We start from the raw sequence: 22,536 nt of genomic DNA on the forward strand, positions 1-22,536 counted from the left end.
TTCAATCTTAATAATAATTAATTTAAATTTAATTACTGCAGGATATAAATAATTTTGTAATTGATATAACTACACTCCAAATTTAATATTTAACATCAATTAAAGATAAAAAAATGATAAAAACAGCGAAGTGAAATGGTGCGAAATTTTAAAAAATTTCAATATTCTGTAGTTGCTGGTTTAATTTTAATAATCAGTTATATTGCTATTTCAGTAATCTTAAATGATAATCCTTATCTTCAACAAACTGTATCTGATCTATTATCTATTCTAATAAATTTCACGGCAGCATTCTGTTTAGTTTATGCTTCTTATAAATCAAGAATATATGGAAAGCAAATTACGTATGCATGGCTGCTGCTTGCACTGGCACAGTTTCTTTACGCTGTAGGAGACATAATATGGACATTTATTGAGTTATTTTTACATACAGCCCCTTTTCCATCCCTAGCTGATGATTTATATCTCTTATATTATGTATTATTTGCAACAGGGCTCATACTACTTTCAAGGCCCCTCATATCTACCGAAAAGATATACAAAACCATTCTTGATATTGGAATCATTTTAACATCAGCAGTATTGATTTTCTGGACAACTCTGGCTTTACCAATTACAGCAAACAGCTTTTTACCATTATCTTTAACTTTGTACTACATAATTCGAGATTTTGTCCTTTTCTTCCTGGTACTCAACCTAACATTAAGGCAACCAACTGAAAAAATGAGAGATCCATTCCTGTTACTTCTTGGAGGAATTTCAGCATATATCATTACAGATACAGTTTTTAGCTATTTCTTTTTAAATGGAATTTATGTTTCAGGTAGTTTAGTTGATATTGGCTGGATAATTGCATTTATTTTAATTGGACATGCAGGAATAGTACAGGGAAATAACGTAAACAAAATTGAAATTATGGACAATAAACGTCCCAAACACGTCATATCTTCATTCATACCACTATTATGGGTAAGTACGGCATTATTTATGCTGATTTGGGGATACTATAATTTACCTCCTTCCAATTTTGCAAATGTTCAATTAAGATTTGTAATTTTTATTATTCTTGTTTTAATTAGATATTTAATGTCTATTTTAGAAAAAAAAGGATTATTTAATACTTTAAAACGATAATCAAAGCAATTATAAAATAAATAATTACTCCAATGCCAATAGAGATCCAAAAACCATATTTTGGAAGCAAATAAAGGATACAAATTAAATATAAGATCCATACAGGAGTAAGAATAAGGAGTCCCATTATATATGAAGATACTGCATCCAAACCAGCTGCATAATATATTGTAAACAAAGTAAAAGCCGTTACAAATGGAAACATTGCAAAAAATGCCGCCAGTAAACCCTGTTTTTCACTTCCAAAGTAAGTGGCAATTGTGACAATTGATCCTCCCAAAATAAAATAGACAGCATATTTTATAATTTCCCCAATCATAAACTGACCTAAAAGTTTTATCTTTAATTTTATATGATTGAAGTATTAATTAAACATAGTTACATCTTATTAATTTATCTTGAAAATATCCCCCAGATTATGTTTCAAAATACTCTGCTAAAAGAGAAATAACTCATTAAATTTGACTTCTGGCCTTATACTTGTATACAAGATAAATTATTCCAGTTATAACTCATATTACAACAATTACATCCAGTATATGAAAATAACTTTTAATTGCATCCCAATTCAGGCCAAACATAGCTCCCATATAACCAAGTGCAAAAGCCCAATGTAATGAACCAGCAAAAGTATAAATTGAGAATTTTTTAATGCCCATTTCAGCTATTCCTGCAGGTAAAGAGATAAATGTATATATACCTGGCAAAAATCTGCTTATAAATACCTCCTCAGGACCATATTTTTCAAACCAGTGATCAGCTCGGCCAAGTGATTTGCGACTTATAAAAATATACTTACCCTATTTCTCCAGTAAAGGCCTTCCACCTTTTAAACATATAAAATATGCAATTATGGATCCAGCTAAATTACCTAAAACACCTACAATAGTTATTCCCCACAGGCCATACACCTAAATACTCCAAACCCTGCAAAAGGCATTATAATTTCACCTGGAATGGGAATGCATATATTTTCAAGGGTAATTGCTGCAAATACACCACCATATCCAAATAATGTATAAAATCAATGGTTGTTTGACTGACAAATTCAACCATATCAATCATAAGTTTAAAGAGTTGTTTGATTTGACATATAAAAATAGTTACGTCTTTTAAAAAGACAATAATATTATATAAAATAGATCACTATTATTCTATAAAATATTCCAAATCTTATTTTAAGAATATAAAATCATTAGGTGTAAAAATGAAACTTATTAAACTCAATATTGAAACTTTTCTTATATTTCTACGAGGACTGTTCATGGGGTCCGCAGATATAATCCCCGGTGTTTCAGGGGGGACAATTGCATTAATTACAGGTATTTATGAAAGATTGGTACACGCAATAAGCCGTATTAATTTTAAATTTGTATTATATCTATTTAAAGGAGATTTTAAAAGATTTAAGCAAAGTTTAGTCGAAGAAATAGATTTTGCATTATTTATTCCGCTACTTTTAGGTATTGGTATAGCAGTTCTTACAATGTCAAAGGTCATATCATTCCTTTTAGTTACTTATCCCGCAGCTACATTTGCATTTTTCTTTGGGTTAATACTCGCATCTGCAATTTTTGTTTATAAACATGTGGATGAACTTAATCTAAAAAATATAGTCTTTTTAATTATTGGTTTTGTTTTTGCAATTATTTTTGTGGGATTAAATCCAATTCAAGCCAATCACTCACTGCCTATCATTTTTATCTCAGGCGCTATAGCTATATGTGCAATGATATTGCCCGGGATATCTGGTGCATTCATGCTTCTCCTCTTAAACCAGTATGAATACATGATAAATGTCCTAAATCATATGCAGTTCGTTGAAATAATTACCTTTTGTCTTGGGGCCCTAATCGGAATTCTCTCATTCTCAAGGTTTTTAAATTACCTGTTAACCAATCATAAGTCAGTTACCATGGCATTTCTGGTTGGTTTAATGATCGGTACCCTCAGACTTCCTTATGAAAAAATAGCATTTAGTACCGAGTCCCCTATTGTTATCGTGGTGGTTGCAGTTATTGGCTTTATTTTAGTGTTATTGTTAGAGAGACAATTTGAACAAAAACCTCTTCCAGGTGCAACTAAACATAAATAAACGTTAATTTTTTTTATGCTCGAAAATTTAAAGATTTTTGATGATTTCGCAAACAACCAAAAACGCGGTCAAAATCTAGGATTTTGACGTGTGCGAAATTTTCAATTTTCATGGTTGCGGAACTCTCGAAATTCGTAGAATTTCGGAGCACAAAAACCAGAGGTTTTTGTGGCCGAGGAAATAAATTTCCTCCGGCATGTAAAAATCTGCGATTTTTACGGTTGCGAATTGAAAATTCGCAAACATAGAAAAATGCATGGCATGCAAACACTGCCAAAATTCAATGAATTTTGGCGCATGTAAAAAATCGTAGATTTTGTAAACATTTTTCTCCTGCTATGTTCCGCAAACATAGAAAAATGCTGTGCATTTTTCTCCTGCTTTATTCTGAAACACAGAAAAGTGCTTCTCATTTTTTAAGCAAACATTTGAGGGATTTATTCAAATTTTTTAAATTCCCTCGGATCAAATCCATATTTTAAAAGAGTGTTGTTATCTGCACTGCTAAGATTTTTCTCTTTAACTGGAGGTATCGGGCTTCCAGTTTTTGCAAACACCACGCCGCTCTTTTTATTTGCAGCTAAAAATTTTCCTGCATTTCCATTTACAATTATAGACCCTTTAATCATATCTATAGCTGTAAAATCATCACAGTTACCATTTATAATTACAGTTCCTCCATTTAAGAGAGCTGCAGTGTTTTTTCCAGTATTTCCATTGATCCTTACAGTACCTTTTCTCATTAATATCCCCGTGCTCAAATCAACGTTTCCATTTACAATTATCTCTTTATCCCCATCTAACCTTGAGCCTACAGTATCTCTGATCATTCCATCATCTATTATAATCCTTCTACCCTCTAACTGGTTTCCCTCAAGTTTATCTCCTTCCAAGCCGTTCATCATGATATCTGTAATGGATTTAAATTTTTTATATCCTTTTATATCGGATTTAACTTTAACCAGGTTACCAATGGGTTCCTTTACATTGCCTTTTACATAGATACTACCTTTAACCATGCTTATTCCCATTCGAGTATCAACATCACCATCTACTATTATGTCTCCAACATCGATTTCTTTACCGGTTCCTCCAAAGAATTTTAAATCTGTGCCCATGCTGGAACCTAATCTATGACCTGCATTTCCATTTATTTTAATATCGCCACCATTTTTAAGATGGTCAACCATATCTCCAAATGTAATGTCAGTATCTGCAATTTTCCACTCCGGAGCCAGTTTTTCCCCTTTATGCTGCCAGTAAAAGTTGTATGTAAAATCACCAAGACAGTCCACGGGTTCTGAAATATTTATTTCCAGAATGTCCCTTTTTTTCTCCTTTTTCCTACCAAAAAGATTCATGATATTCCCCTGAATAATTTTCTTTTTGAGTATTTAAAAAATTTTTTGTTTTATGCCCAAATTTAAAGTCCTGAAAAAAAATATAATTACAATATTTAATATAACTCAAAATCAATAATACCCTTTAAAAAGGAGAAAACAATGACAGGGGAACTGGTTAAATTCTTACAAAAAATCGGTGTTGATACCCGATTTGTCAGCATCATTGAAGATAAAGTATACATAAACAATTTAAAGTTTTCAAGATTTTCAAGGAAGAGAGAAGAACTATTTAAAAAGAGTTTTCCTGAAGTGGATGTAATCAGGTCCAAAATATTCCAGAAGATCTGTATGAGGGCTTCCAGGAATCTTGCACATTGTATTCGCCCTAAAGAGAAAATTTTTTTAATTAAAGATGATAATCCGCGTAACTTTGCCCTTTATGTAATTTTAGAGCCTTATCAAAGGAAATATGGTATTGAACTTATTTTTGGCAGAAGTATGGATGAAGCAGAAAATTTAGATATTGACTCCATAGCATTACCCATTACATTAGACGATGAAGCCCAGAATATCCTTCAGTTAATGCTAGATGGTGAAAAAATAGAATTATTAAGTTCAAATGAAAGTTATAATGATAGAAAGTTGGTCTACCCTTTAATAAATGTTCCAAAGTCATGGATATATTCATGGACTCAAAATACAGCAAGTAGTGACTTAAATCAAAATTATGAATTTTCTGAAGAGTTATTGATATTCCTAGAAAGTTTAGTTCCAGATGTCAGGGAAAACCTTTTAAAATCAGCATTATTTACATCCAGTAAATGCTGAATCAATAGGTGCTACTGCCCTAGAACCGTTCCAATTTCACTTAACATTACTAAAAGTTTGTATCCTTTTTCAGTAAGCATATAATCTCCCCTCTCATGGCGCTGGAGGATCATATCATTATCAAGCAGTTTTTGAAGATGGAAAAGTAAATTACCTCCCCTGAGTCCAGTAAGTTCAGAGAGTGATGAGAATGTTTTTGTTTCATTTGCCATTGATTTTAAAATTTGAAGCCTCTGCTTATTGGACAATGGTTCAAGAACATCTTTAACTATTGATTCTTCACAAATTGAGGATATGCACTGTTTTTTCTCATTATCCGAACTGTAAATCCGAAGTGAACGCATCAAATTTACCTGTTTTTCAAAAAGATCATCCACTTCTAAAAAACAGGTGTCACATTTTGCATAAGATGCACCCGCTCTTATTTTACTTAATTTAACCCTATTTTGATTTATAGAGTCCTCATGAACATCATCATCTGCCATAAGGCTTGTATTATCATACAGCAGATCTGTAAATATTTGTTTACATTTATCCCTCATGTCGCACTTATTTACCATGCCTTTTTCAAGACCTTTTTCAATATCATGGGTTACATATCCCATAATCGCGTTTAAAACGTCTTTTTTAGAATTTGCAAGGACTAGATCAAGATACTGCTGATTAGTATTTTCCATGAGATTTTTAATATCTTTATGCATGGTTGCCAGCTTTGCCTTTATCTCGGTCATTTCCCTGTTATAAATTTCAGCCTCATTTAACATTGAAATAAATTATATTGCTCACTATAATAAAGGTTTCTATCAAGACCCCTAAAGTTAATTTAATGCATCAAAATGTAGTTAGTATATTCCCCTGACGGTTAAGTATATACTAATAATACAGCAATATAAAAACTAATGAAGAAAAATAAAAGGTGATTAAATGGTAATGACAGAAGAAATGATGGACGCTATTGAAAAAGACAATGTAGTTTTCTTTGCAACTTCAACTACAGATGGAACCCCTAATGTTGTCCCAATTGGATTTGCAAGGCCAATCGACAATAAAACAATAATGATTGTGGATAACTACATGAATAAAACTCACAAAAACCTTGAAAATAACCCAAAAGCAAGTTTAGTACTAAGAGATGCTTCAGCATGCCCTTACCAGTTTAAGGGAACTGCCGAAATAATTGAAGAAGGTAAATACTTCGATGAAGCGGTTGACTGGGCAAAAAGTGTTATGAGCAAACTTGCACCAAAAGCAGCGATCCTGTTAAAGGTAGAAGAGATTTATTCCGTTCAACCAGGCCCAGAAGCGGGTAAAAAAGTAGATTAAGAACGTTTATGTTCTTAATTTTTATTTTACAGCCCATTAAATTAAACTACTTGAAACTGAATAATGAAACCTGTTTTTCTTTACTTCCACCGTTATTCTCTTCCTTTTTAGGCTCTTCATCAGATTTTTTAGATCTTTTAGACGATTTTGTACTCTTTTTTGAAGCACTGCTTGAACTGGCCTTTTTGACCTTTTTCTGTGTCTTTAAAGTTTCCTTATCCATTTTAGTTTCTTCAGATTTAGCTTCTTTAGAAACACTTTTTGAAGTTATGGTGCTTTTCTTTTTAGTTTTAGGTTTTTTAGGGACCTTTACCTTTCTTGACCTGAAAACTTTTACTTCATCGTCTTCAAGCCCAAAGTATGTCATCATGTTGTAAGCTATATCATCATCCTGGAACATGATTTCAAAATAGGGGAACTGTGAAATTGCAACTTTTTTGGATGTGTGAAGTTTTTCTCCAATCTTTTCGGCCACCCTATTTTGTAAATCCCTTTTACTCCTGTTTTTAGAAAGTATTGTATAAACAGATGAATTAGTATACCTTGCAAATTTTTTATAGGTCTCATCTTTAGAAAGTGCAACCCCTACACTCATCAATTCATACGCATACTTCCAGTAGGTATAAGCCCGTGTTGAAAAAGCCCTTCCCAGATAAATATCTGCTTGAGAAATCATTTCATAAGCCTTTTCTATCTCATCTTTCTTTTCATATTCACGGGGAATATTTTCTGTGACCATTTCAAGTAAAAGTGAAGGATCTGCTTCAACCTGCCGCATGGCCCCTTTAATATTAGCCGGAGTTTTACTTTTTAAGATGGTCCTTACAGCATCAAAGACATTAGATCTTCCATCTTTTGGAGCTACAAGATCAAGGTCTTCGGATGTGATTTTTTCCTCGCCTTTTGCCATTATTTCAAGATCATTTATAGCAGACCTTAAATCACCATTAGATCTCTTTGCAAGGGTTCTTAGAACATGTTCTTCAAATTTTACCCCTTCTTTTACACATACCTTCTTTAAAAGTGAAACTATTGAGTTTGTATGAACCTTCCTGAGGTTTATTACCTGGCATTTATTTTTAAAGCTCTTAATTCTATTACTGTAAGGGTCATTAGCCATCATCACTATTGGCTGAATTGCATCCTTTAGTATTTTATTAATTGCCCTTGATCCGCCCCGATCATCATTACCATGAAGCCCATCAACTTCATCCAGAATTATCAGCTTCAATCGGTTGCCAAATAAGGTCATTGAAGAGGATGCTTCACCTACAACTCCCATAATAGCATCATATGACCTTTTATCACTGGCATTTAATTCAACTGAATCAGAAAATTCACCCGCAATTAGCCCTGCAAATGTGGTTTTACCAGTGCCTGGTGGGCCTATAAGAAAGAGGCATTTTTGAGGATTACCATTTTTCCATTCCGCTGTCCATTCAAGGATTTCTTTTTTCGCTTTTATATTCCCAAGAACATCATCAAAGTTCTTTGGCCTATATTTTTCTGTCCACAACATCTTCTGCCTTTCCTCTAAATTACCGTTTTACTCGCTATCAGATAGCTTTATCTTTTAAATTCTCAAACTTAATCTAATTTCCTTTTAATAAAAACTTTGTAAGGAGTGCTTCAAGCTGAATCCTCGGATTAGACCCTTCCCTTATTCTGTAATCATATTCACCAATACTTTGAATCAAATCCATGTACACATCTTCTTCAATCGTGTTTTCCATCGACATGCGTGAGACTTCCTGATAAATCTGAGTTACCATGTCTTCCCCACTTGTACCCTGAACAACCATTACCTCTCTTAAAAGGTCTCTTGCACTTATAAAGTCTCCATTTAAAGCTTTATTAACTATTTTCCGCACATCTTGAGGTTTTGCTTTAGAGACAATTTCATGGATACTGTCATCTGTAATTTCATCAGTTGTGGATGCAGATGCTTGAAGTATGTTTACTGCTTTCCTTAAATCTCCCTCTGCAAAATAAACGATGCTTTCAATCGCGCCCCTTGTAATATTGAGATTTTCAGCTTCAGCTATTTTTTCAAGTCTTGCGATGATTTGAGTTCCTTTTACAGGTGCAAATCTAAATATTGCACACCTCGACTGTATTGGATCTATTATCTTTGAGGAGTAGTTACATGAAAGTACGAAGGACGCTGTCTTTGTGTACATCTCCATTTCACGCCTTAAAGCATGTTGAGCATCTTTGGTCATGTTATCCACTTCATCAAGGAATACTATCCGGAATGGAGCGCCAACTGCTTTTAACCTGCAGAAATTCTTAATATTAGTTCTTACAGTATCTATTCCCCTTGCATCAGATGCATTGAGTTCCAGGAAATTCTGTCTCCAGTATTCTCCTAAAATAGATTTTGCAAGTGCAATGGCAGTTGTTGTTTTTCCAACCCCTGCAGGCCCGGTAAACATTAAATTAGGCATGCTATGTTCATCAACATATCTTTTAAGTCTTTGAATTATATAATCTTGACCTACAACTTCATCTAGAGTACTTGGCCTGTATTTTTCAACCCATGGTCCGTTCATTTAATCACCGTTTGCTTTTGCGAGATTCATTCGCATTATTTTTCACTTACTAATTTATGTAAAAATGAATTCGAGATACTTTGTATTCATATAAAATAGAAACAAGGTCTATAGTTGACTTTGTAAAGAGTAGGTATAAAATTTACTGTTTATTAAAAATGAGAAAAAATTCCTTAAATATGCCTGTAATATAATACTATCCATTTAATAACTTATTTTACACCTTTATTTAAGGATATTACTCACCATTTACAATATAATTTTAACAAGAAGTTTATATTTCATTGAATATATCATACTTCATGACATATAAATATTACATCAAGATCAGAATTGCCTTAATTATATTAGGAGTAGGTATTACTCAGGTTGTACGCAAAATCAGCAGCAAAATACCAAAACATATTCCAATACAGTAACGATCCAAAACTACACATACACCCCCACTATTCTTACAGTTAAAGCAAGCGAATGTCACATGGACAAATAAAGATTCTGTCATTCATGATATACTCCGCGATTCTAGAGCACTTAAAAGCCATGATTTAAATAAAGGTTACAAATACGCCGCAATTTTACTAAAACTGGCGAGTAAGTCTATCACTGTGAGGAAAATCCATCAATGACTGGTAAAATAATTGTTCAATAAAAATTTAAAACATTACTCAGTAATGTCTAAATATTTTATTTTCCAGATAAATAAAATCTTTTCATTTAAAGAACTAAAATCCTAGAAGTATCTTTAGCCCTATTCCAATTAAGATTAATCCTCCAAAAATCTCAATTTTGTGTTCAAATAAGTGTCCAATGCCTTTTCCTATATAAAATCCAATAAAAGACAGGAAAAACGTAACAGCCCCTATTATTACAATAGGTTCTGCTATTGGAGTCTTAAGGAATGCAAATGTTACTCCAACTAAAAATGCATCAATACTTGTTGCAATTGCAAGGACGAATATTTCTTTTAATGAAAAGCTGTCATCTTTATCCTTTCCATCATCAAAAATACCTTCATAAATCATTTTAATTCCTATAATAAATAATAAAATGAATGCTATCCATGGAGCTGCTGCTGAAACAAAAACTTCAAGTTGTATGCCTGAAATCCATCCTGCAACAGGCATTAATGCTTGAAATACACCGAAAAATAGGGCGATGATCAAAGCATGTTTTAAATTAGACTTCATTACAAGTCCCTTTGTTATAGAAACGCTGAATGCATCCATTGCAAGTCCAACAGCTATAAGAAAAATTGAAATAATATCCATAGGTTTAAACTATTAATCACTTTTTATATAAATATTTATTAAAAATAGCAAAAAATTTATTTTAACATGTTAATTCTTGTTTAATCAATTATAAAACCTGCAAATAATCCATTTTTAGAAAATCATCCAAAATAAGGGTAATATTACTATTTTAATAAAAATTAGCCATTATTTTTAACTAGTTTATTATATAATATTAACTTATAAATATTTATTATTACATAGGATAGTCGGAGGTGATAATTAATGAATCAATTTAAACCAATGGAAATGGAAGGAATGCCTGTAGAAGAGCAATTTATGAACTGGGACAATATAGTTAGGCCATCCTATGACAAAATGAGCGTTGATCCATATACACGTACTAAAATAATCTTAATGAATGGAATAGAGACCAATGCAGTGTTAACATGCCATGCGATAGAAAGAATGACCAAAGATCCTGAAGTTAAAAGGTTAATGTCCATTATGCGCCGTGTTGACTCAATGCAGCAGCAGACCGTAAACTGGCTTAATGCTGCAGATCAAACCGTATTAGAAACAACAATAGCTTATGAACAGGTTGCTGTAGATCTTACTGCAAACCTTGCAAAAAATGAACCAGATCCTTATATTAAAGACACCCTTGATTTTGCCCTTCTTGAAGATTTTGACCATCTATTCAGGTTTGGCTGTATGCTTGAAGCACTGGAAGGTGAAGATCCCGAATTGATTACTCAGGCAAAAACTGAAATTAAACCTGGAAGACCCACAATTCTACACCATAGACATCCTAACGAGTCAATGCGTAAACATTACAATAAGGACCAAGCAGATCTTAAAACAAAAATGAATTACCTGACTATAACTTCAGGTGAGCAACAGACAATGTTGTTTTACAAGGAACATGGATTTATGTATCCTGATGAACTTGCTCGTAAACTGTATTCAGAAATTGCAGATGTTGAAGAAGAACATGTAACCCAGTACGGCGTACTTGGTGATCCCGAAGAAACAATGCTTGAGAAAATGGCAATGATGGAACTTTGTGAAGCCTACAATTATTATTCATGCGCCCAGACTGAAACAGATGATAGGATCAAACGCATATGGGAAAACTTTACCAAGATGGAAATTACACACTTTAAAATGTGCGCGGAACTGCTTAGAAAATATGAAGGGAAAAATGTTGAAGATTTAATGCAGGAAGATAAAATAAAATCACTCATAGTATTCGAACCTAATAAAGAATACGTGAATAAAGTTCTTGAGGAACAGATTGATCTCATGCCAAACAATATGGAATTTGTAAGGCTTCGCGAGCTTCCTGATAATTGGTCAAGCTTTAAAGCTCAACAAATTATGAATTCAGGCATGGTACCATCAGAAGAAGTTGTAAACAGGCTTGGAACTGGACTGGCAGAAAAAGCAACTCAAAATATATATCAGGATGTAAAACAGCAGATGGCCGACAGAATTGGTTCTTCTGCCGTGCAGATGGCAATTTCCAAATAATACTTAACTGATGCTAAGCTAGATCTTTTAAATGGGAATTTCAGCAGTTTCCATTTAAAAACCTAATTTTTTATTATTTGTATTTTAACGGGTTTTTATGTATAAAATATTTGCAAAACCCTGCTTTTTAATAAATGGTTCAATAAAAACTAAAAATACGTAATTAACTTATTTAAAAAGAACTATTAACTCCGGATGAATTTTATCTTTAATTCCAAGATCATTCATGGCTCTTCCATATGAATTATTAATTGTTTTAAATTCATTACGGACTATTCCTCTAAAAGCTCCATATCCCATTACTTTACCATAGTTTTCAGTTATAATGTCAATTATTTTACTAAAATCAGTGATAAGTATATTTGATCTTTCATTTAAAGGAATATTTTCAGCATTTTCCTTTATCTTATCAAAATCAACCACAGAATTACTTTTTACATCAACACCATCCAAAAGAGTTTTACATCCATCTAAAGGTAAAAACCTTTTTATAAGCCCTCTTGCAGGTGAGACACCCATAATTTTGCTTGCTCCGATTGACATTGCCAGAAATACAGATTCATATATATTTAAAATCAGATCAGATTTTTCTTTATCTCCAGCAGGTATTTCAATGTTTTCAGGTAGTTTTGGGAATGAAATTGGCGGTTTTATAACCGGAATACCGCTTTTTGGTTCTTCAGTATCTTCTTGATTTTCTTCCAGAACTTCTTCAAGGTCTTCTTCTGAAATTTTTATTTGAACTTCAGTTTCTTCGACTTTTGATTCAATTTCATGGATATCTATTTCATTGGATATGGTTTCAGATTCTGTAGCTACAGTTGATAATTCTTCAACCTCCAACATTTCTGAAAGCTTTTCTTTTGCTTCTTTAATATCTAACGCCTTAAACTCTTCAGACTCCACTATTTCATTTAATTTTTCAGTTCCTATGACCTCTGCAAATACTTCTTTTAAGTCTTCAGTTTCAATGAGTTTATCCACTGTTTCCCCATTTAGTTCTTCAGTTTCTAATCCTTCAGACGCTTCATTTTCAATTTTAACAGTTTCTGTTTCTGTATTATCATGGGCATCTAATACTTCCAAAGTGGAGGTAGCCTGAATTTCTTCCTGAGAATCTATAAGTACTTCTTTTTCAACTGGAACTTCCCAAACTATACCTCTCGTAATTTTCATTATATCTCTTGCCGCTCTTTTAGCAGAAACCATTACCAGCCCTACATTTGCAGATATTTCCATAAGCACGATGAAATATGTATTTTCCATGTGTAAAAAAAGAGCCTTTCCTCCATAAGATTCAACCAGTACCCTTTGAATTTCTCTCCCATTCGCTGAACTCAGCAGCCTTGTTGATGAACTCATAATTACATGAGCCATTGAGCCAAAAAGAGATGTATCTGTTCCTTTAGACAGAGTATGGCAGAGTACGTTACCACTGTCATCAGCGATTAAACTGCCGTCTATGCCTTCAACTTTATCCAAATTATTTAAAGTTTTTATTAATTGGTTTTCTATATCAGAATCCATATAACCACACTGATTCATTTAAAATATCCCAAATATAATCATTAGTAACTTATCTAAGACTGGTTGATCATACTTAGCATTTTTAAATATTCAAATATATTCTAGTTTATGTTTATAGTTTTTAAGTTTTATCTTAAACACAATTATGGTTTAATGAACAGATTTAAAAAAAAATAAGTATTAAATTCCCAAATCATTCTATGATTTAAGGGCCAAACACATATTGTTTTGGAAAATAAAAAAAATAAAATAATTATGCAACTATTCAGTTACAATAAATGCCTTTTTAAGAGAGCGCCTTCGCTGTCATGTATATCTACTAAAAGCGGTGAGTCTTCACCGATTGCATGGGTTGCACAGGAAAGACATGGATCATATGCCCTTATAATCATTTCAAGCTGATTTTTAATACCTTCTGAGACTTCTTCACCTTTAATTAGAGCTTTAGCTGTTTCTCTTACTCCAATATCCATAGAGAGATTGTTTTGACCTGTTGCAACCACAAGGTTTGCACGTGTTATTATTCCTGCAGCGTCTGTTTCGTAATCATGGATAAGAGATCCCCTTGGGGCTTCTATTATTCCTACACCTCTTTTAGTTTCGCTGGACTGTCTTGCTTCATCCCTTGTCATTAACGGTTCGCTGAGGAACTGTCTTATCTCCGTACTTACTATATCATCATCCTCTAAAAGCTGCATGGATCTTTCTGCAGCATACATTAACTCAATAAGACGAGCATAATGGTACAGAAGAGTGTTTTGCGCAATTCCAAACTTATCTTTGAACTCACCGTACAGTGCACCGGCTTTTTCTGTTGGAACATTGTCAGCTATATTTAACCTTGCAAGAGGCCCAACTCTGTAGTTACCATCAGGGAATCCTGTTTGTTTAAGGTATGGGAATTTAAGATAAGACCACGGCTGTACCTTTTCTTCTATGTAGTCCAAATAATCAGAAGATTGGAACTCATGAACAGAATTTCCTGCTTTATCAATTATTTTCATAGGACCATCATAAACTTCAAGATTGCCATTATTGGTTAAACCACCGAAATAAGTTTCAACTGGACCCAATAATTCAATTGCCTCAGCATACTGTTCAAATAGCGGTTTTGCTACTCCAACACCTTTTTCTATAAGTTCAATAGCATTTTTTGTAGCTTCTAACAGTTTAGCCCTTTCTTCAGCACTCATTGCCTTTGTCTGTCCACCTGCAACAGCAGTGACTGGATGTATCGCTTTTCCTCCCACCACTTCTGTTATATCTTGACCGACCTTCCTGGTTTTTATTGCCATTTTTGCAAGTTCAGGGTCTTTTTTAATGATTCCAATCACATTTCGCTGTGTAGGATCAGAATCCGGTCCTAATACAAGGTCTGGTGCACCCAGGAAATAAAAATGTAATGCATGTGAGTGAATATATTGACCAAGAAGCATGAGCTCTCTCAGTTTTTTAGCGGCTTCTGGAGGTTGCAAACCAAAAACAGTATCAGTAGCTTTAGCAGCTGCTAAATGGTGGGCAGTTTGACATATTCCACATATACGTGGAGTTATCCTAGGAGCTTCCTCAACTGCTGCCCCTTCCAGGAATTTTTCAAATCCTCTTATCTCCATTACATGAAAGTGAGCATCTGAAACGTTTCCAGAATCATCCAACTGAACTGTGATTTTTGCATGTCCTTCAATTCTTGTTACTGGATTTATTTCTATCTGTTTCATATTATCACGCTTCTATTATTTCTTGACCAGCTGAGGGATCAATGAAACCTGTTTATCCTCCATAATTGTACTTCCAATTACGAATCCATATATTACGTGCCCAATATCTCTTATTTGTTTCTCAACATCCTTTTCTGGCATCTTAGAAAGGTGAGCTATCCTTTTTATTACACCATTATATACATCGTGGCTTGGTTCCCTTAAAACATCAAGAGAAGGACCACCACAACCATGGCAAGGGATACCTGCAGATGTACATAGTGCACCGCACCTTCCAAGTGTAACAGAACCTAGACAGACATAGCCCTGGCTTAAGAAACATTTTTGAGGATCTGGATCTCCTTCAATTCTCCTGTTAAGTTTGTCAAATTCCACGTGATCCATCCACCTTGAACAGTCAGCACATACGCTCTTTTTAGGAACATCTGGAGCTTCTCCTTTAATTAAAGGCATTAATATATCCCAAACAAGAAGTTCTTTAGGAGGACATCCCGGTAAAAAATAATCTACTTCTGTGAAATCACCTGCAGGGTGAACAATTGGTAATAATTCTGGAACTACTTCTGAAGGCACATCAGCTGCTTCAGTACTTGGATTGTCAGAATAAATCCTTGCTGTTACATCTTCCGGCCGGTAAAGATCTGCCATTCCAGTTATACCTCCGTAACATGCACATGTTCCGTATGCTATTAATGTTTTAGACTTTCTACGTAATTCTTCAAGCCTTTCTTTGTTTTCTTTATTTCGTACAGAACCAGAAACTATTGCAATATCAATATCATCTGGTACTTCTTTTACATCCATTAAAACTGGTGCATAAACAATATCTGCTTCTTTAAGTAATTCCATTATTCCTTCGTGTAAATCAAGAATCGAAATTTCACATCCAGAACAGCCGGCAAGCCATTCAAGTGCAATTTTTACCATTATTTACCACCCCATCCTATAGTTAGGGTTTTAAGACAAGCATTTGGTCCTACATGGTCTATATCAAGTTTTCCCTTGATACTCATAACTTCTTCCACAGCTCCAACCATGTATCCATACAAAAGATAACATAATGGTCCTTTTTGAGGTAAACCTGTCCTTCTTAAAGTTTGTCTTACAACACAATCCATAAATAAAAGTTTTACAATTGTTTCGTGGCCCTTCTCAATAGTGTATCCTTCCTGATCTGATGGTTTCCACATTTCAAAATAAAATTCCATTCCAAGTATTTTACTCAATTCAGTCATGGCTTTTTCCAGGTCATCGGTTTTTTCAGTCATTTTACCGGCTTCATGTCCCATTCTCTTCCCGGCCTGATAAACAATAGCATTTGCACCGCGCCCAGAAACCTGTTCTAATGCACTTGACATAGATCCTACAAATTTCATAAGAACGTGAAGGGCTTCTTCATAGTCATTGATGTCTCCACCAGTTTCTGGAGGAATTAGTTCAGGTTTAAAATCGCCTCTTATTTCTTTATGTTCGATTTCCATGTCCAAAACTCCTTATATTATTTTGCTTATAGTTGAATTTACCTTTCGGTCAATATAAAGTCTTTTAGCAACATGTATATCATCGTGTTCCAGTGCCTGGGAAGGACAAATCTCGTGACATGACAAACACGCCATACAATCCTTTTCATTCACTACAACAGTCTTACCATGCTCACTATCCAATTCATACACATCGCTGGGACAATCCTCAACGCAAGACCCACATCCCACACATGCATCCTCGTCTACTTTTATTTTTACCATAGCAATCCCCTCATTTTTCCTTTTAAAGCAATTTAGAAAGATGTTTAACCCAATTAAATCTTTCCTACACAATTTTTTTGAATTAAAAAAAATTAATTCAATCTCTAATATTACCTTGTAGGGATATTTTTCTATATAAAACGTCTTTACTATTAAGGATTTATATTACATGTTTGTAACACTCTGTAAATTATAATAACAAATTATTACCTAATAATAAAAAGGAGAGTCAAAATTATAAAAAAATAGTAAATTTAATTATTATATCAAATTATCCTGGTTTTAAGACCCTTATCCAGTCTGTATGGTTTGTGTTTCGCTTTGATATCTATAAGTTTCCCAACCATGTCAACTACTTTTATTCAATAAATAGCTTAAAAACTTTTTTCAGGTCAAATAATTATTTTAGCCGTATTTTAAAAAAACGGCCGATAATAAGAGCCTTGTTACCATTACATACTTATTTAGAATATATTTTTAGTGTACTTGTTTATGCATTTATTCCACTAGATATTATTTTTAAGGCCCTATAATATTTTATTTATAACCTGGTTTACTTTTCGATCGATATAAAGCCTTTTGGCTACAGGTATGTCGTTGTGTTCCAGTGCCTGGGAAGGACAAATCTCGTGACATGACAAACACGCCATACAATCCTTTTCATTCACTACAACAGTCTTACCATGCTCACTATCCAATTCATACACATCGTTTGGGCAGTCCTCAACGCAAGATCCACATCCAACGCATGCGCCCTCGTCTACTTTTATTTTTACCATAGTATCAGTCCAGTTTTTTTCTTTAGAGTCTCTGGAAATTGATGTACTTTAATTTTCCATTATTTTATCCAGAATACGAAAAAATAATTCCATAGTTTTTAAACATTCAGGAAAACTTAACATATAGAATTTCTTTACTATTAAATATTTCCATTAAGTGTTTGCAGTCACAATAACTTACAATAAGAAGTTATTACTAAATAATAACTCAGCACCTAAATTTTACCAAAAAGAGTCAATTAACTAGATTATCACCATCAATTATAAAATAATTCCAGATGTTGTGACTTCCAAAATAAAGAAAATAAATTCTAAAACTAAGTTAAAGAAGTTGTAGAAACCAGTTTACAATGGACTATGTAAGCTGCCAGCTTCCGTCCTGGAGGGTAACATGTTATAAGTAACAACCGTGGCTCTCCACTTTGAGCAAATGAAATTGGATTTTCTTTATAATCCCACCGGATGTCATCACCATTTGATGTGACTTTATAAATATATTTTTTAGATACAGTATAATCTTTTATTATAACCTGATCTCCAACCTTTAAACTACCAAGTTGGCGGAATAATCCAGAATAATGTGTCCTATGACTTAATAAACCACATTCTCCATTTTGACCAGGTTCGACACTTTCAGGATAATGATAAACAGTATTATATCCATTTACAGTCTCAGAATTTATCTTGGCGTTAACTCCTATTCTTGGAATTACAATCCGGTATACATCAGATGTACTTCCAGATACAGAATTAGTAGTTGAAGGGCTTAATACATCAACAGGAGCACTTCCATTTCCACGAAGGTATAAATTAGTTTGATATGCATTTAATTCCTTGGATTTCTCGTAACCAACGATTATTACAGCTGAAGACACAATTACGCACACTAAAACAATTACAACAGCTAAAATTTTATATTTAGACATTGTTAAATCCATCTGATCATCTTCCGTATAATATACCGCTAGTTAAAAAAATTTAATTAGATATATTGTTAATTCATCTATTTAAACGTGTTAAATATCATTTAAAATGAGAACATATCCAAAAATATTTAAATGGGCCTCTGTGTGTTTTAGAAAGTGTATATTATTTAATAATTGCATCCCTCAGTTATTCATATTTTGTGTTTTCATCCCTTAAAAGCTTCTTAGCTGCTTTTCCAAGAGCAGAGCGATGTTCTGTAACTCTCCATGGATCATTTACCCACACACATAGCGTTAATCTGACCCCCACATCTATAAGTTCTCTAACTATAACTTTTGGTTTAGGTTTTTTCAGGACCCAATCACATCCAGTAGCCATATCTTCAAGGGATTTTGAAATTTCTTCAAGATTCATAGTATAAGGTATAACTATATCCAGATCTACCCTTCTTGTATCTGATGCTGTATGGTTTATGAATGGATTGGTTGAAAATAGTGCATTTGGAATCGTTATAATCTTTTTATCATATGTAATTATAGTAGTGAGCCTAAAACCCATTTTAACTACTTTTCCTTTCTGATTAGATACTTCAATAATATCTCCTACTCTAAAACTTTTATCTAAAAATATGAACATTCCTGCAATAAAATTAGAAAGCGTGTCACGTGCTGCAAAACCAACAACAATGCTCACTACCCCTAAACTTACAGCAATGGCAGTTAAATTGATTCCAAATAATCCGAGGATTACAGCTGCAGCAATTAGATAAATTGTATACTTAATAATTTCATTTAAAACTTGAACCATAGTTACATCAAGATCCCATTTAATTTGAGAGTTTTTAAGAAAACGGGACGTCAATCTTACTATTAAAAATGCTGCAACTAAAGTAACTCCAATTGCAATAATAGAATCAAGTTGTAGATTTAAAAGCATTTCACTGATACCCATTTATTTCACGTTCCTCAATTTACCAGTTCTTAATTTCTGTCATGGACTTAAATATGTTTATTCTTTAAATTGTTACTGAATTATTTATTATTTAAAAATTAGATTATTAACTAACAGCTAGCGCTCCACTTCTATCTGCATAAAATCTTCTGCAACTGTTGAATTTTCAAATATTTCCCTTGCTTCAGTTTCAAGGATATCTGATTTTTTATATCTTGTACTTACATGAGTTAATATCAATCTTTTAACATTTGCTTTTTTTGCAATTTCTGCAGCTTGAACCGAAGTAGAATGGCCCATTTCACCAGCTTCATCTCCATACTTACCTTCAAAAGTAGATTCATGTACTAAAAGGTCTGCATCCTTTGCAAATTCCAGCATTTGATCTGAAGGGGTTGTATCCCCAGAATAAACAATTTTACGCCCTTTTCTCTCTTCTCCAAGTACCTGTTCGGGATGTATTATATTATCTCCTACTTTTACTGCAATACCCCTCTGAAGTTTCCCAAAATCAGGGCCAGGATTAATTCCAAGGGCTATCGCTTTTTCCTTTATAAACTTAGGTCTTCTTTTCTCATATATACTATATGCAAAGTTTAAAACCGTGTGGTTCATCTTAGAACAGCTTATTCTATAATTTTCTGCCTCAATTATAATTCCATCCTCAATTTCATGCATATAAATTTCGAAGGTGAGTGAAAAATATCCAAAATTTCTTATAATATTTACCATCTCAACAAGGCCCTTAGGACCAAATATATGCAGCGGATTTTTTCTTCCCCTAAAAGCCATTGATTGAATTATTCCTGGAAGTCCAAGAATGTGATCTCCATGAAAATGAGTTATAAATATATTGTTTATTTTCATAGGACTTATTTTAGCCTTTGACATCTGAAGCTGTGTGCCTTCACCGCAATCAAATAAAAAAATCTCTCCAAATGCCTTTAATGCTATTGAAGAGTGATTCCTGTGACTGGTAGGGATTGCAGATGATGTTCCTAAAAATACAAGCTCCATAATATTTCACCTTAGATATAACTTATAAAATTAACTATAATCGATTATTTCTGAGTTATTTATTTATATCTTTTACTTTATATAGCTAAACAGGGATTTAATATGAGAGATATTCTAAAGCAAATGGTTTATGAGGATATAGGTTTTGAGGATATTACCTCCAATGCCTTGATTCCTAAAGACCTGGAAACAAAGGGAATAATAATAACTAAAGAAGATGGAATTATTTCAGGAATTGATGCTGTATCTGATTTATTTAATGAATTTAAAATTAGATCATCCGTTAAAAAACATGACGGAAATAGTGTAAAAGTAAACGATATTATTATGGAAATTAAAGGAAATGCACGTACAGTTTTAAGTTTAGAACGTACTGCATTGAATTTCCTCATGAGAATGAGCGGCATTGCAACTTTAACGTTTAATACCCTTCAAAAAATAAGGGAAGTGAATGAAAATATTATACTGGCAGGTACACGTAAAACAACACCAGGACTACAAATTTTTGAAAAAAATGCAGTTAAAGTAGGTGGTGGAGATACTCACAGGTTCAGATTAGATGATTCTGTCCTCATTAAGGATAATCATATTGCCATTGTTGGCAGTATTGAAGATGCTGTAATTATGGCCAAAAAGAATGTGAGTTTCACCAAAAAAATTGAAATAGAAGTGGAAGACGAAAAAGGTGCCATAGAAGCTGCAGAAGCAGGGGCAGATATTATAATGCTGGATAATATGAACCCTCAAGAGATTGATAAAATCATTTCAACACTCGAATCAATGAATTTAAGAAATGACATTTTAATGGAAGTTTCAGGTGGAATAAAGCCTGAAAATATTGTTGAATATGCAAAAACAAATGCAGATATCATTTCGGCAGGATATATAACTCATTCTTCAAAGTCTCTGGATTTGAGTTTAGAGATACTTTAGGCATGTAATACATTGACCAAGCATCCATATACGGCGTTTCATAATATTCAAATCATAAGTATAATCGATATTTTCAGTTATCATAATTTGAACTAATGGTGCTTTAATTTTATGTAGAATTTTTACAAGTTAATATATAATTGCGACTGGAAATAATTTACATCATGTGTAAAATAATTAAAGAAGTGGCCCTTATTTATGCATAAATTTATATGCATTGATGCTTAAAATGAAACTAGATACAAAATAGTTATAGATGTAAAATTTAGTTTTACACAATTTTTAAATTTACAAGGAGGAATTCAATGTCAGATGAAGAAATTCAAAAAACTGAAGAAAACATAGAAGAAGGACAAGAAGAAGGACAAGAAGAAGAAGCTGAAGATTTACCATTTGCAAAAGCAGAAGTCGTAAGATTAATGAAACAGCATTTAGACAGCGACAAAATGATAAGAGAACGTGTCAAAGTTGAAATGAACAAGTTTTTAGGAGACGTCCTTGAAAAAGTCTGCAAACAGCTCAATGAATATCCTTACACAACAATAGAATACGAAATGCTGAAAGAATCAATATATCCTTACAAAAATGTAGAAAGAATTAATGAAGAAAAAGAAAGGATATTAAAACATTTAGATGCTATTAAAGCAGACTGTGACGCTTTAAGTTTAGATGTCCGAAGGACATTAAAATTAAAAGACGTTGAAGACACAGTATACTAATCTCTCGAAAACCGTAGGTTTTCGGCGCCTGCAAAATTAAAAATTTTGCAAGCTCTCAAAATTCATAGAATTTTGGAGCGACAAACACAAAGTGTTTGTCAGCTCTCAAAATTTATTTGAGAGCCGAAAAGAAGATGCTCATATCGAGTAAACTTCTAAAACACTTCTTTTTTCATTTAAACT

The 22,536-nt window shown here is 33.1% G+C and carries 23 protein-coding genes and 1 pseudogene; 7 read left to right on the forward strand and 17 right to left on the reverse strand.

Features of this window, described 5'->3' with window-relative positions:
- The first annotated feature begins 135 nt into the window (after positions 1–135).
- The gene (locus tag ASJ80_RS14015; protein WP_141705155.1) at positions 136–1,134 is read left to right on the forward strand and encodes a hypothetical protein; all 999 of its coding nucleotides are present in this window, start codon (positions 136–138) and stop codon (positions 1,132–1,134) included.
- On the opposite strand, the gene ASJ80_RS14020 is transcribed toward ASJ80_RS14015, so the two are convergent.
- Together ASJ80_RS14020 and ASJ80_RS17915 are read right to left on the reverse strand one after the other, a co-directional pair.
- Positions 1,115–1,453, reverse strand: a complete 339-nt coding sequence (locus ASJ80_RS14020; RefSeq protein ID WP_069582966.1) for a DUF3147 domain-containing protein — start codon at positions 1,451–1,453, stop codon at positions 1,115–1,117. The two genes, ASJ80_RS14015 and ASJ80_RS14020, sit on opposite strands and share 20 nt — an antisense overlap.
- A 193-nt stretch (positions 1,454–1,646) precedes the next feature.
- Positions 1,647–2,199 (reverse strand): annotated as a pseudogene (locus tag ASJ80_RS17915) (DedA family protein).
- A gap of 199 nt (positions 2,200–2,398) precedes the next feature.
- Between ASJ80_RS17915 and ASJ80_RS14030 the strand changes: the two are divergent.
- Positions 2,399–3,229 (forward strand): DUF368 domain-containing protein, encoded by an 831-nt coding sequence (locus tag ASJ80_RS14030; RefSeq protein WP_176720191.1) that lies wholly within the window; start codon positions 2,399–2,401, stop codon positions 3,227–3,229.
- A gap of 437 nt (positions 3,230–3,666) precedes the next feature.
- Here the strand turns inward: ASJ80_RS14030 and ASJ80_RS14035 are convergent, their stop codons facing one another.
- On the reverse strand, positions 3,667–4,590 hold the full coding sequence (locus tag ASJ80_RS14035) for a hypothetical protein (RefSeq protein WP_069582968.1): 924 nt from the start codon (positions 4,588–4,590) through the stop codon (positions 3,667–3,669).
- A gap of 141 nt (positions 4,591–4,731) precedes the next feature.
- On the opposite strand from ASJ80_RS14035, the gene ASJ80_RS14040 reads away from it, so the two are divergent.
- Complete coding sequence (locus tag ASJ80_RS14040; RefSeq protein WP_069582969.1) at positions 4,732–5,400, forward strand: ATPase; 669 nt, start codon at positions 4,732–4,734, stop codon at positions 5,398–5,400.
- 11 nt (positions 5,401–5,411) lie between these two features.
- Here ASJ80_RS14040 and ASJ80_RS14045 read toward each other — a convergent pair whose 3' ends face one another.
- A complete protein-coding gene (locus ASJ80_RS14045) occupies positions 5,412–6,131 on the reverse strand; it encodes a winged helix-turn-helix domain-containing protein (RefSeq protein WP_245837589.1) in 720 nt (239 codons plus the stop codon).
- A 193-nt stretch (positions 6,132–6,324) separates the two neighbouring features.
- Here ASJ80_RS14045 and ASJ80_RS14050 point away from each other — a divergent pair, with 193 nt between their 5' ends.
- Complete coding sequence (locus ASJ80_RS14050) at positions 6,325–6,723, forward strand: pyridoxamine 5'-phosphate oxidase family protein (RefSeq protein ID WP_069582971.1); 399 nt, start codon at positions 6,325–6,327, stop codon at positions 6,721–6,723.
- A gap of 46 nt (positions 6,724–6,769) precedes the next feature.
- Here ASJ80_RS14050 and ASJ80_RS14055 read toward each other — a convergent pair whose 3' ends face one another.
- The 4 genes from ASJ80_RS14055 to ASJ80_RS14065 all read right to left on the reverse strand — a co-directional run bounded on the left by ASJ80_RS14055 (position 6,770) and on the right by ASJ80_RS14065 (position 10,543).
- Positions 6,770–8,242 (reverse strand): replication factor C large subunit, encoded by a 1,473-nt coding sequence (locus ASJ80_RS14055; RefSeq protein ID WP_069582972.1) that lies wholly within the window; start codon positions 8,240–8,242, stop codon positions 6,770–6,772.
- A 73-nt stretch (positions 8,243–8,315) separates the two neighbouring features.
- Positions 8,316–9,275, reverse strand: a complete 960-nt coding sequence (locus tag ASJ80_RS14060; protein ID WP_069582973.1) for a replication factor C small subunit — start codon at positions 9,273–9,275, stop codon at positions 8,316–8,318.
- A gap of 364 nt (positions 9,276–9,639) precedes the next feature.
- Positions 9,640–9,777: a hypothetical protein gene (locus ASJ80_RS17160; RefSeq protein WP_176720189.1), complete on the reverse strand. Its 138-nt coding sequence runs from the start codon at positions 9,775–9,777 to the stop codon at positions 9,640–9,642.
- 220 nt (positions 9,778–9,997) lie between these two features.
- A complete protein-coding gene (locus tag ASJ80_RS14065; RefSeq protein WP_069582974.1) occupies positions 9,998–10,543 on the reverse strand; it encodes a manganese efflux pump MntP in 546 nt (181 codons plus the stop codon).
- A 246-nt stretch (positions 10,544–10,789) separates the two neighbouring features.
- On the opposite strand from ASJ80_RS14065, the gene ASJ80_RS14070 reads away from it, so the two are divergent.
- Positions 10,790–12,037: a hypothetical protein gene (locus tag ASJ80_RS14070; RefSeq protein ID WP_069582975.1), complete on the forward strand. Its 1,248-nt coding sequence runs from the start codon at positions 10,790–10,792 to the stop codon at positions 12,035–12,037.
- A gap of 168 nt (positions 12,038–12,205) precedes the next feature.
- Here the strand turns inward: ASJ80_RS14070 and ASJ80_RS14075 are convergent, their stop codons facing one another.
- The 9 genes from ASJ80_RS14075 to rnz all read right to left on the reverse strand — a co-directional run bounded on the left by ASJ80_RS14075 (position 12,206) and on the right by rnz (position 20,701).
- Positions 12,206–13,564 (reverse strand): roadblock/LC7 domain-containing protein, encoded by a 1,359-nt coding sequence (locus ASJ80_RS14075; protein ID WP_069582976.1) that lies wholly within the window; start codon positions 13,562–13,564, stop codon positions 12,206–12,208.
- A gap of 269 nt (positions 13,565–13,833) precedes the next feature.
- On the reverse strand, positions 13,834–15,282 hold the full coding sequence (locus ASJ80_RS14080) for a Ni/Fe hydrogenase subunit alpha (protein WP_069582977.1): 1,449 nt from the start codon (positions 15,280–15,282) through the stop codon (positions 13,834–13,836).
- Positions 15,283–15,297: 15 nt separating this feature from the next.
- Positions 15,298–16,209, reverse strand: coding sequence for an NADH-quinone oxidoreductase subunit B family protein (locus ASJ80_RS14085; protein ID WP_069582978.1), 912 nt, complete (start codon positions 16,207–16,209; stop codon positions 15,298–15,300).
- A complete protein-coding gene (locus tag ASJ80_RS14090; RefSeq protein ID WP_069582979.1) occupies positions 16,209–16,763 on the reverse strand; it encodes a hydrocarbon binding protein (contains V4R domain) in 555 nt (184 codons plus the stop codon). The genes ASJ80_RS14085 and ASJ80_RS14090 overlap by 1 nt, the downstream gene beginning before the upstream one ends.
- Before the next feature lie 12 nt (positions 16,764–16,775).
- The gene (locus ASJ80_RS14095) at positions 16,776–17,099 is read right to left on the reverse strand and encodes a 4Fe-4S dicluster domain-containing protein (protein ID WP_245837590.1); all 324 of its coding nucleotides are present in this window, start codon (positions 17,097–17,099) and stop codon (positions 16,776–16,778) included.
- A gap of 455 nt (positions 17,100–17,554) precedes the next feature.
- Complete coding sequence (locus ASJ80_RS14100) at positions 17,555–17,806, reverse strand: 4Fe-4S dicluster domain-containing protein (RefSeq protein WP_069582981.1); 252 nt, start codon at positions 17,804–17,806, stop codon at positions 17,555–17,557.
- A gap of 317 nt (positions 17,807–18,123) precedes the next feature.
- Complete coding sequence (locus ASJ80_RS14105) at positions 18,124–18,732, reverse strand: class E sortase (protein ID WP_069583011.1); 609 nt, start codon at positions 18,730–18,732, stop codon at positions 18,124–18,126.
- A 187-nt stretch (positions 18,733–18,919) separates the two neighbouring features.
- On the reverse strand, positions 18,920–19,684 hold the full coding sequence (locus tag ASJ80_RS14110) for a mechanosensitive ion channel family protein (RefSeq protein ID WP_069582982.1): 765 nt from the start codon (positions 19,682–19,684) through the stop codon (positions 18,920–18,922).
- A 117-nt stretch (positions 19,685–19,801) separates the two neighbouring features.
- Complete coding sequence (gene rnz, locus ASJ80_RS14115; RefSeq protein WP_069582983.1) at positions 19,802–20,701, reverse strand: ribonuclease Z; 900 nt, start codon at positions 20,699–20,701, stop codon at positions 19,802–19,804.
- 102 nt (positions 20,702–20,803) lie between these two features.
- Here rnz and nadC point away from each other — a divergent pair, with 102 nt between their 5' ends.
- Both nadC and ASJ80_RS14125 read left to right on the forward strand, forming a co-directional pair.
- Positions 20,804–21,634 carry a carboxylating nicotinate-nucleotide diphosphorylase gene (nadC, locus tag ASJ80_RS14120; protein WP_069582984.1) on the forward strand — a complete coding sequence of 277 codons (831 nt, stop codon included), beginning with the start codon at positions 20,804–20,806 and terminating at the stop codon, positions 21,632–21,634.
- Positions 21,635–21,939: 305 nt separating this feature from the next.
- Positions 21,940–22,353 (forward strand): ubiquitin family protein, encoded by a 414-nt coding sequence (locus ASJ80_RS14125; protein ID WP_069582985.1) that lies wholly within the window; start codon positions 21,940–21,942, stop codon positions 22,351–22,353.
- The last annotated feature ends 183 nt before the right edge of the window (positions 22,354–22,536 follow it).

It is taken from the genome of Methanobacterium bryantii, from assembly GCF_002287175.1.
Lineage (GTDB): Archaea > Methanobacteriota > Methanobacteria > Methanobacteriales > Methanobacteriaceae > Methanobacterium_D > Methanobacterium_D bryantii.

Excerpts from the sequence above, each read along its gene's own strand:
- ASJ80_RS14015 (WP_141705155.1), top strand. The coding sequence starts at position 136 with ATGGTGCGAAATTTTAAAAAATTTCAATATTCTGTAGTTGCTGGTTTA.
- ASJ80_RS14020 (WP_069582966.1), bottom strand. The coding sequence starts at position 1,453 with ATGATTGGGGAAATTATAAAATATGCTGTCTATTTTATTTTGGGAGGA.
- ASJ80_RS14030 (WP_176720191.1), top strand. The coding sequence starts at position 2,399 with ATGGGGTCCGCAGATATAATCCCCGGTGTTTCAGGGGGGACAATTGCA.
- ASJ80_RS14035 (WP_069582968.1), bottom strand. The coding sequence starts at position 4,590 with ATGAATCTTTTTGGTAGGAAAAAGGAGAAAAAAAGGGACATTCTGGAA.
- ASJ80_RS14040 (WP_069582969.1), top strand. The coding sequence starts at position 4,732 with ATGACAGGGGAACTGGTTAAATTCTTACAAAAAATCGGTGTTGATACC.
- ASJ80_RS14045 (WP_245837589.1), bottom strand. The coding sequence starts at position 6,131 with ATGACCGAGATAAAGGCAAAGCTGGCAACCATGCATAAAGATATTAAA.
- ASJ80_RS14050 (WP_069582971.1), top strand. The coding sequence starts at position 6,325 with ATGGTAATGACAGAAGAAATGATGGACGCTATTGAAAAAGACAATGTA.
- ASJ80_RS14055 (WP_069582972.1), bottom strand. The coding sequence starts at position 8,242 with ATGTTGTGGACAGAAAAATATAGGCCAAAGAACTTTGATGATGTTCTT.
- ASJ80_RS14060 (WP_069582973.1), bottom strand. The coding sequence starts at position 9,275 with ATGAACGGACCATGGGTTGAAAAATACAGGCCAAGTACTCTAGATGAA.
- ASJ80_RS17160 (WP_176720189.1), bottom strand. The coding sequence starts at position 9,777 with ATGACAGAATCTTTATTTGTCCATGTGACATTCGCTTGCTTTAACTGT.
- ASJ80_RS14065 (WP_069582974.1), bottom strand. The coding sequence starts at position 10,543 with ATGGATATTATTTCAATTTTTCTTATAGCTGTTGGACTTGCAATGGAT.
- ASJ80_RS14070 (WP_069582975.1), top strand. The coding sequence starts at position 10,790 with ATGAATCAATTTAAACCAATGGAAATGGAAGGAATGCCTGTAGAAGAG.
- ASJ80_RS14075 (WP_069582976.1), bottom strand. The coding sequence starts at position 13,564 with ATGGATTCTGATATAGAAAACCAATTAATAAAAACTTTAAATAATTTG.
- ASJ80_RS14080 (WP_069582977.1), bottom strand. The coding sequence starts at position 15,282 with ATGAAACAGATAGAAATAAATCCAGTAACAAGAATTGAAGGACATGCA.
- ASJ80_RS14085 (WP_069582978.1), bottom strand. The coding sequence starts at position 16,209 with ATGGTAAAAATTGCACTTGAATGGCTTGCCGGCTGTTCTGGATGTGAA.
- ASJ80_RS14090 (WP_069582979.1), bottom strand. The coding sequence starts at position 16,763 with ATGGAAATCGAACATAAAGAAATAAGAGGCGATTTTAAACCTGAACTA.
- ASJ80_RS14100 (WP_069582981.1), bottom strand. The coding sequence starts at position 17,806 with ATGGTAAAAATAAAAGTAGACGAGGGCGCATGCGTTGGATGTGGATCT.
- ASJ80_RS14105 (WP_069583011.1), bottom strand. The coding sequence starts at position 18,732 with ATGTCTAAATATAAAATTTTAGCTGTTGTAATTGTTTTAGTGTGCGTA.
- ASJ80_RS14110 (WP_069582982.1), bottom strand. The coding sequence starts at position 19,684 with ATGGGTATCAGTGAAATGCTTTTAAATCTACAACTTGATTCTATTATT.
- rnz (WP_069582983.1), bottom strand. The coding sequence starts at position 20,701 with ATGGAGCTTGTATTTTTAGGAACATCATCTGCAATCCCTACCAGTCAC.
- nadC (WP_069582984.1), top strand. The coding sequence starts at position 20,804 with ATGAGAGATATTCTAAAGCAAATGGTTTATGAGGATATAGGTTTTGAG.
- ASJ80_RS14125 (WP_069582985.1), top strand. The coding sequence starts at position 21,940 with ATGTCAGATGAAGAAATTCAAAAAACTGAAGAAAACATAGAAGAAGGA.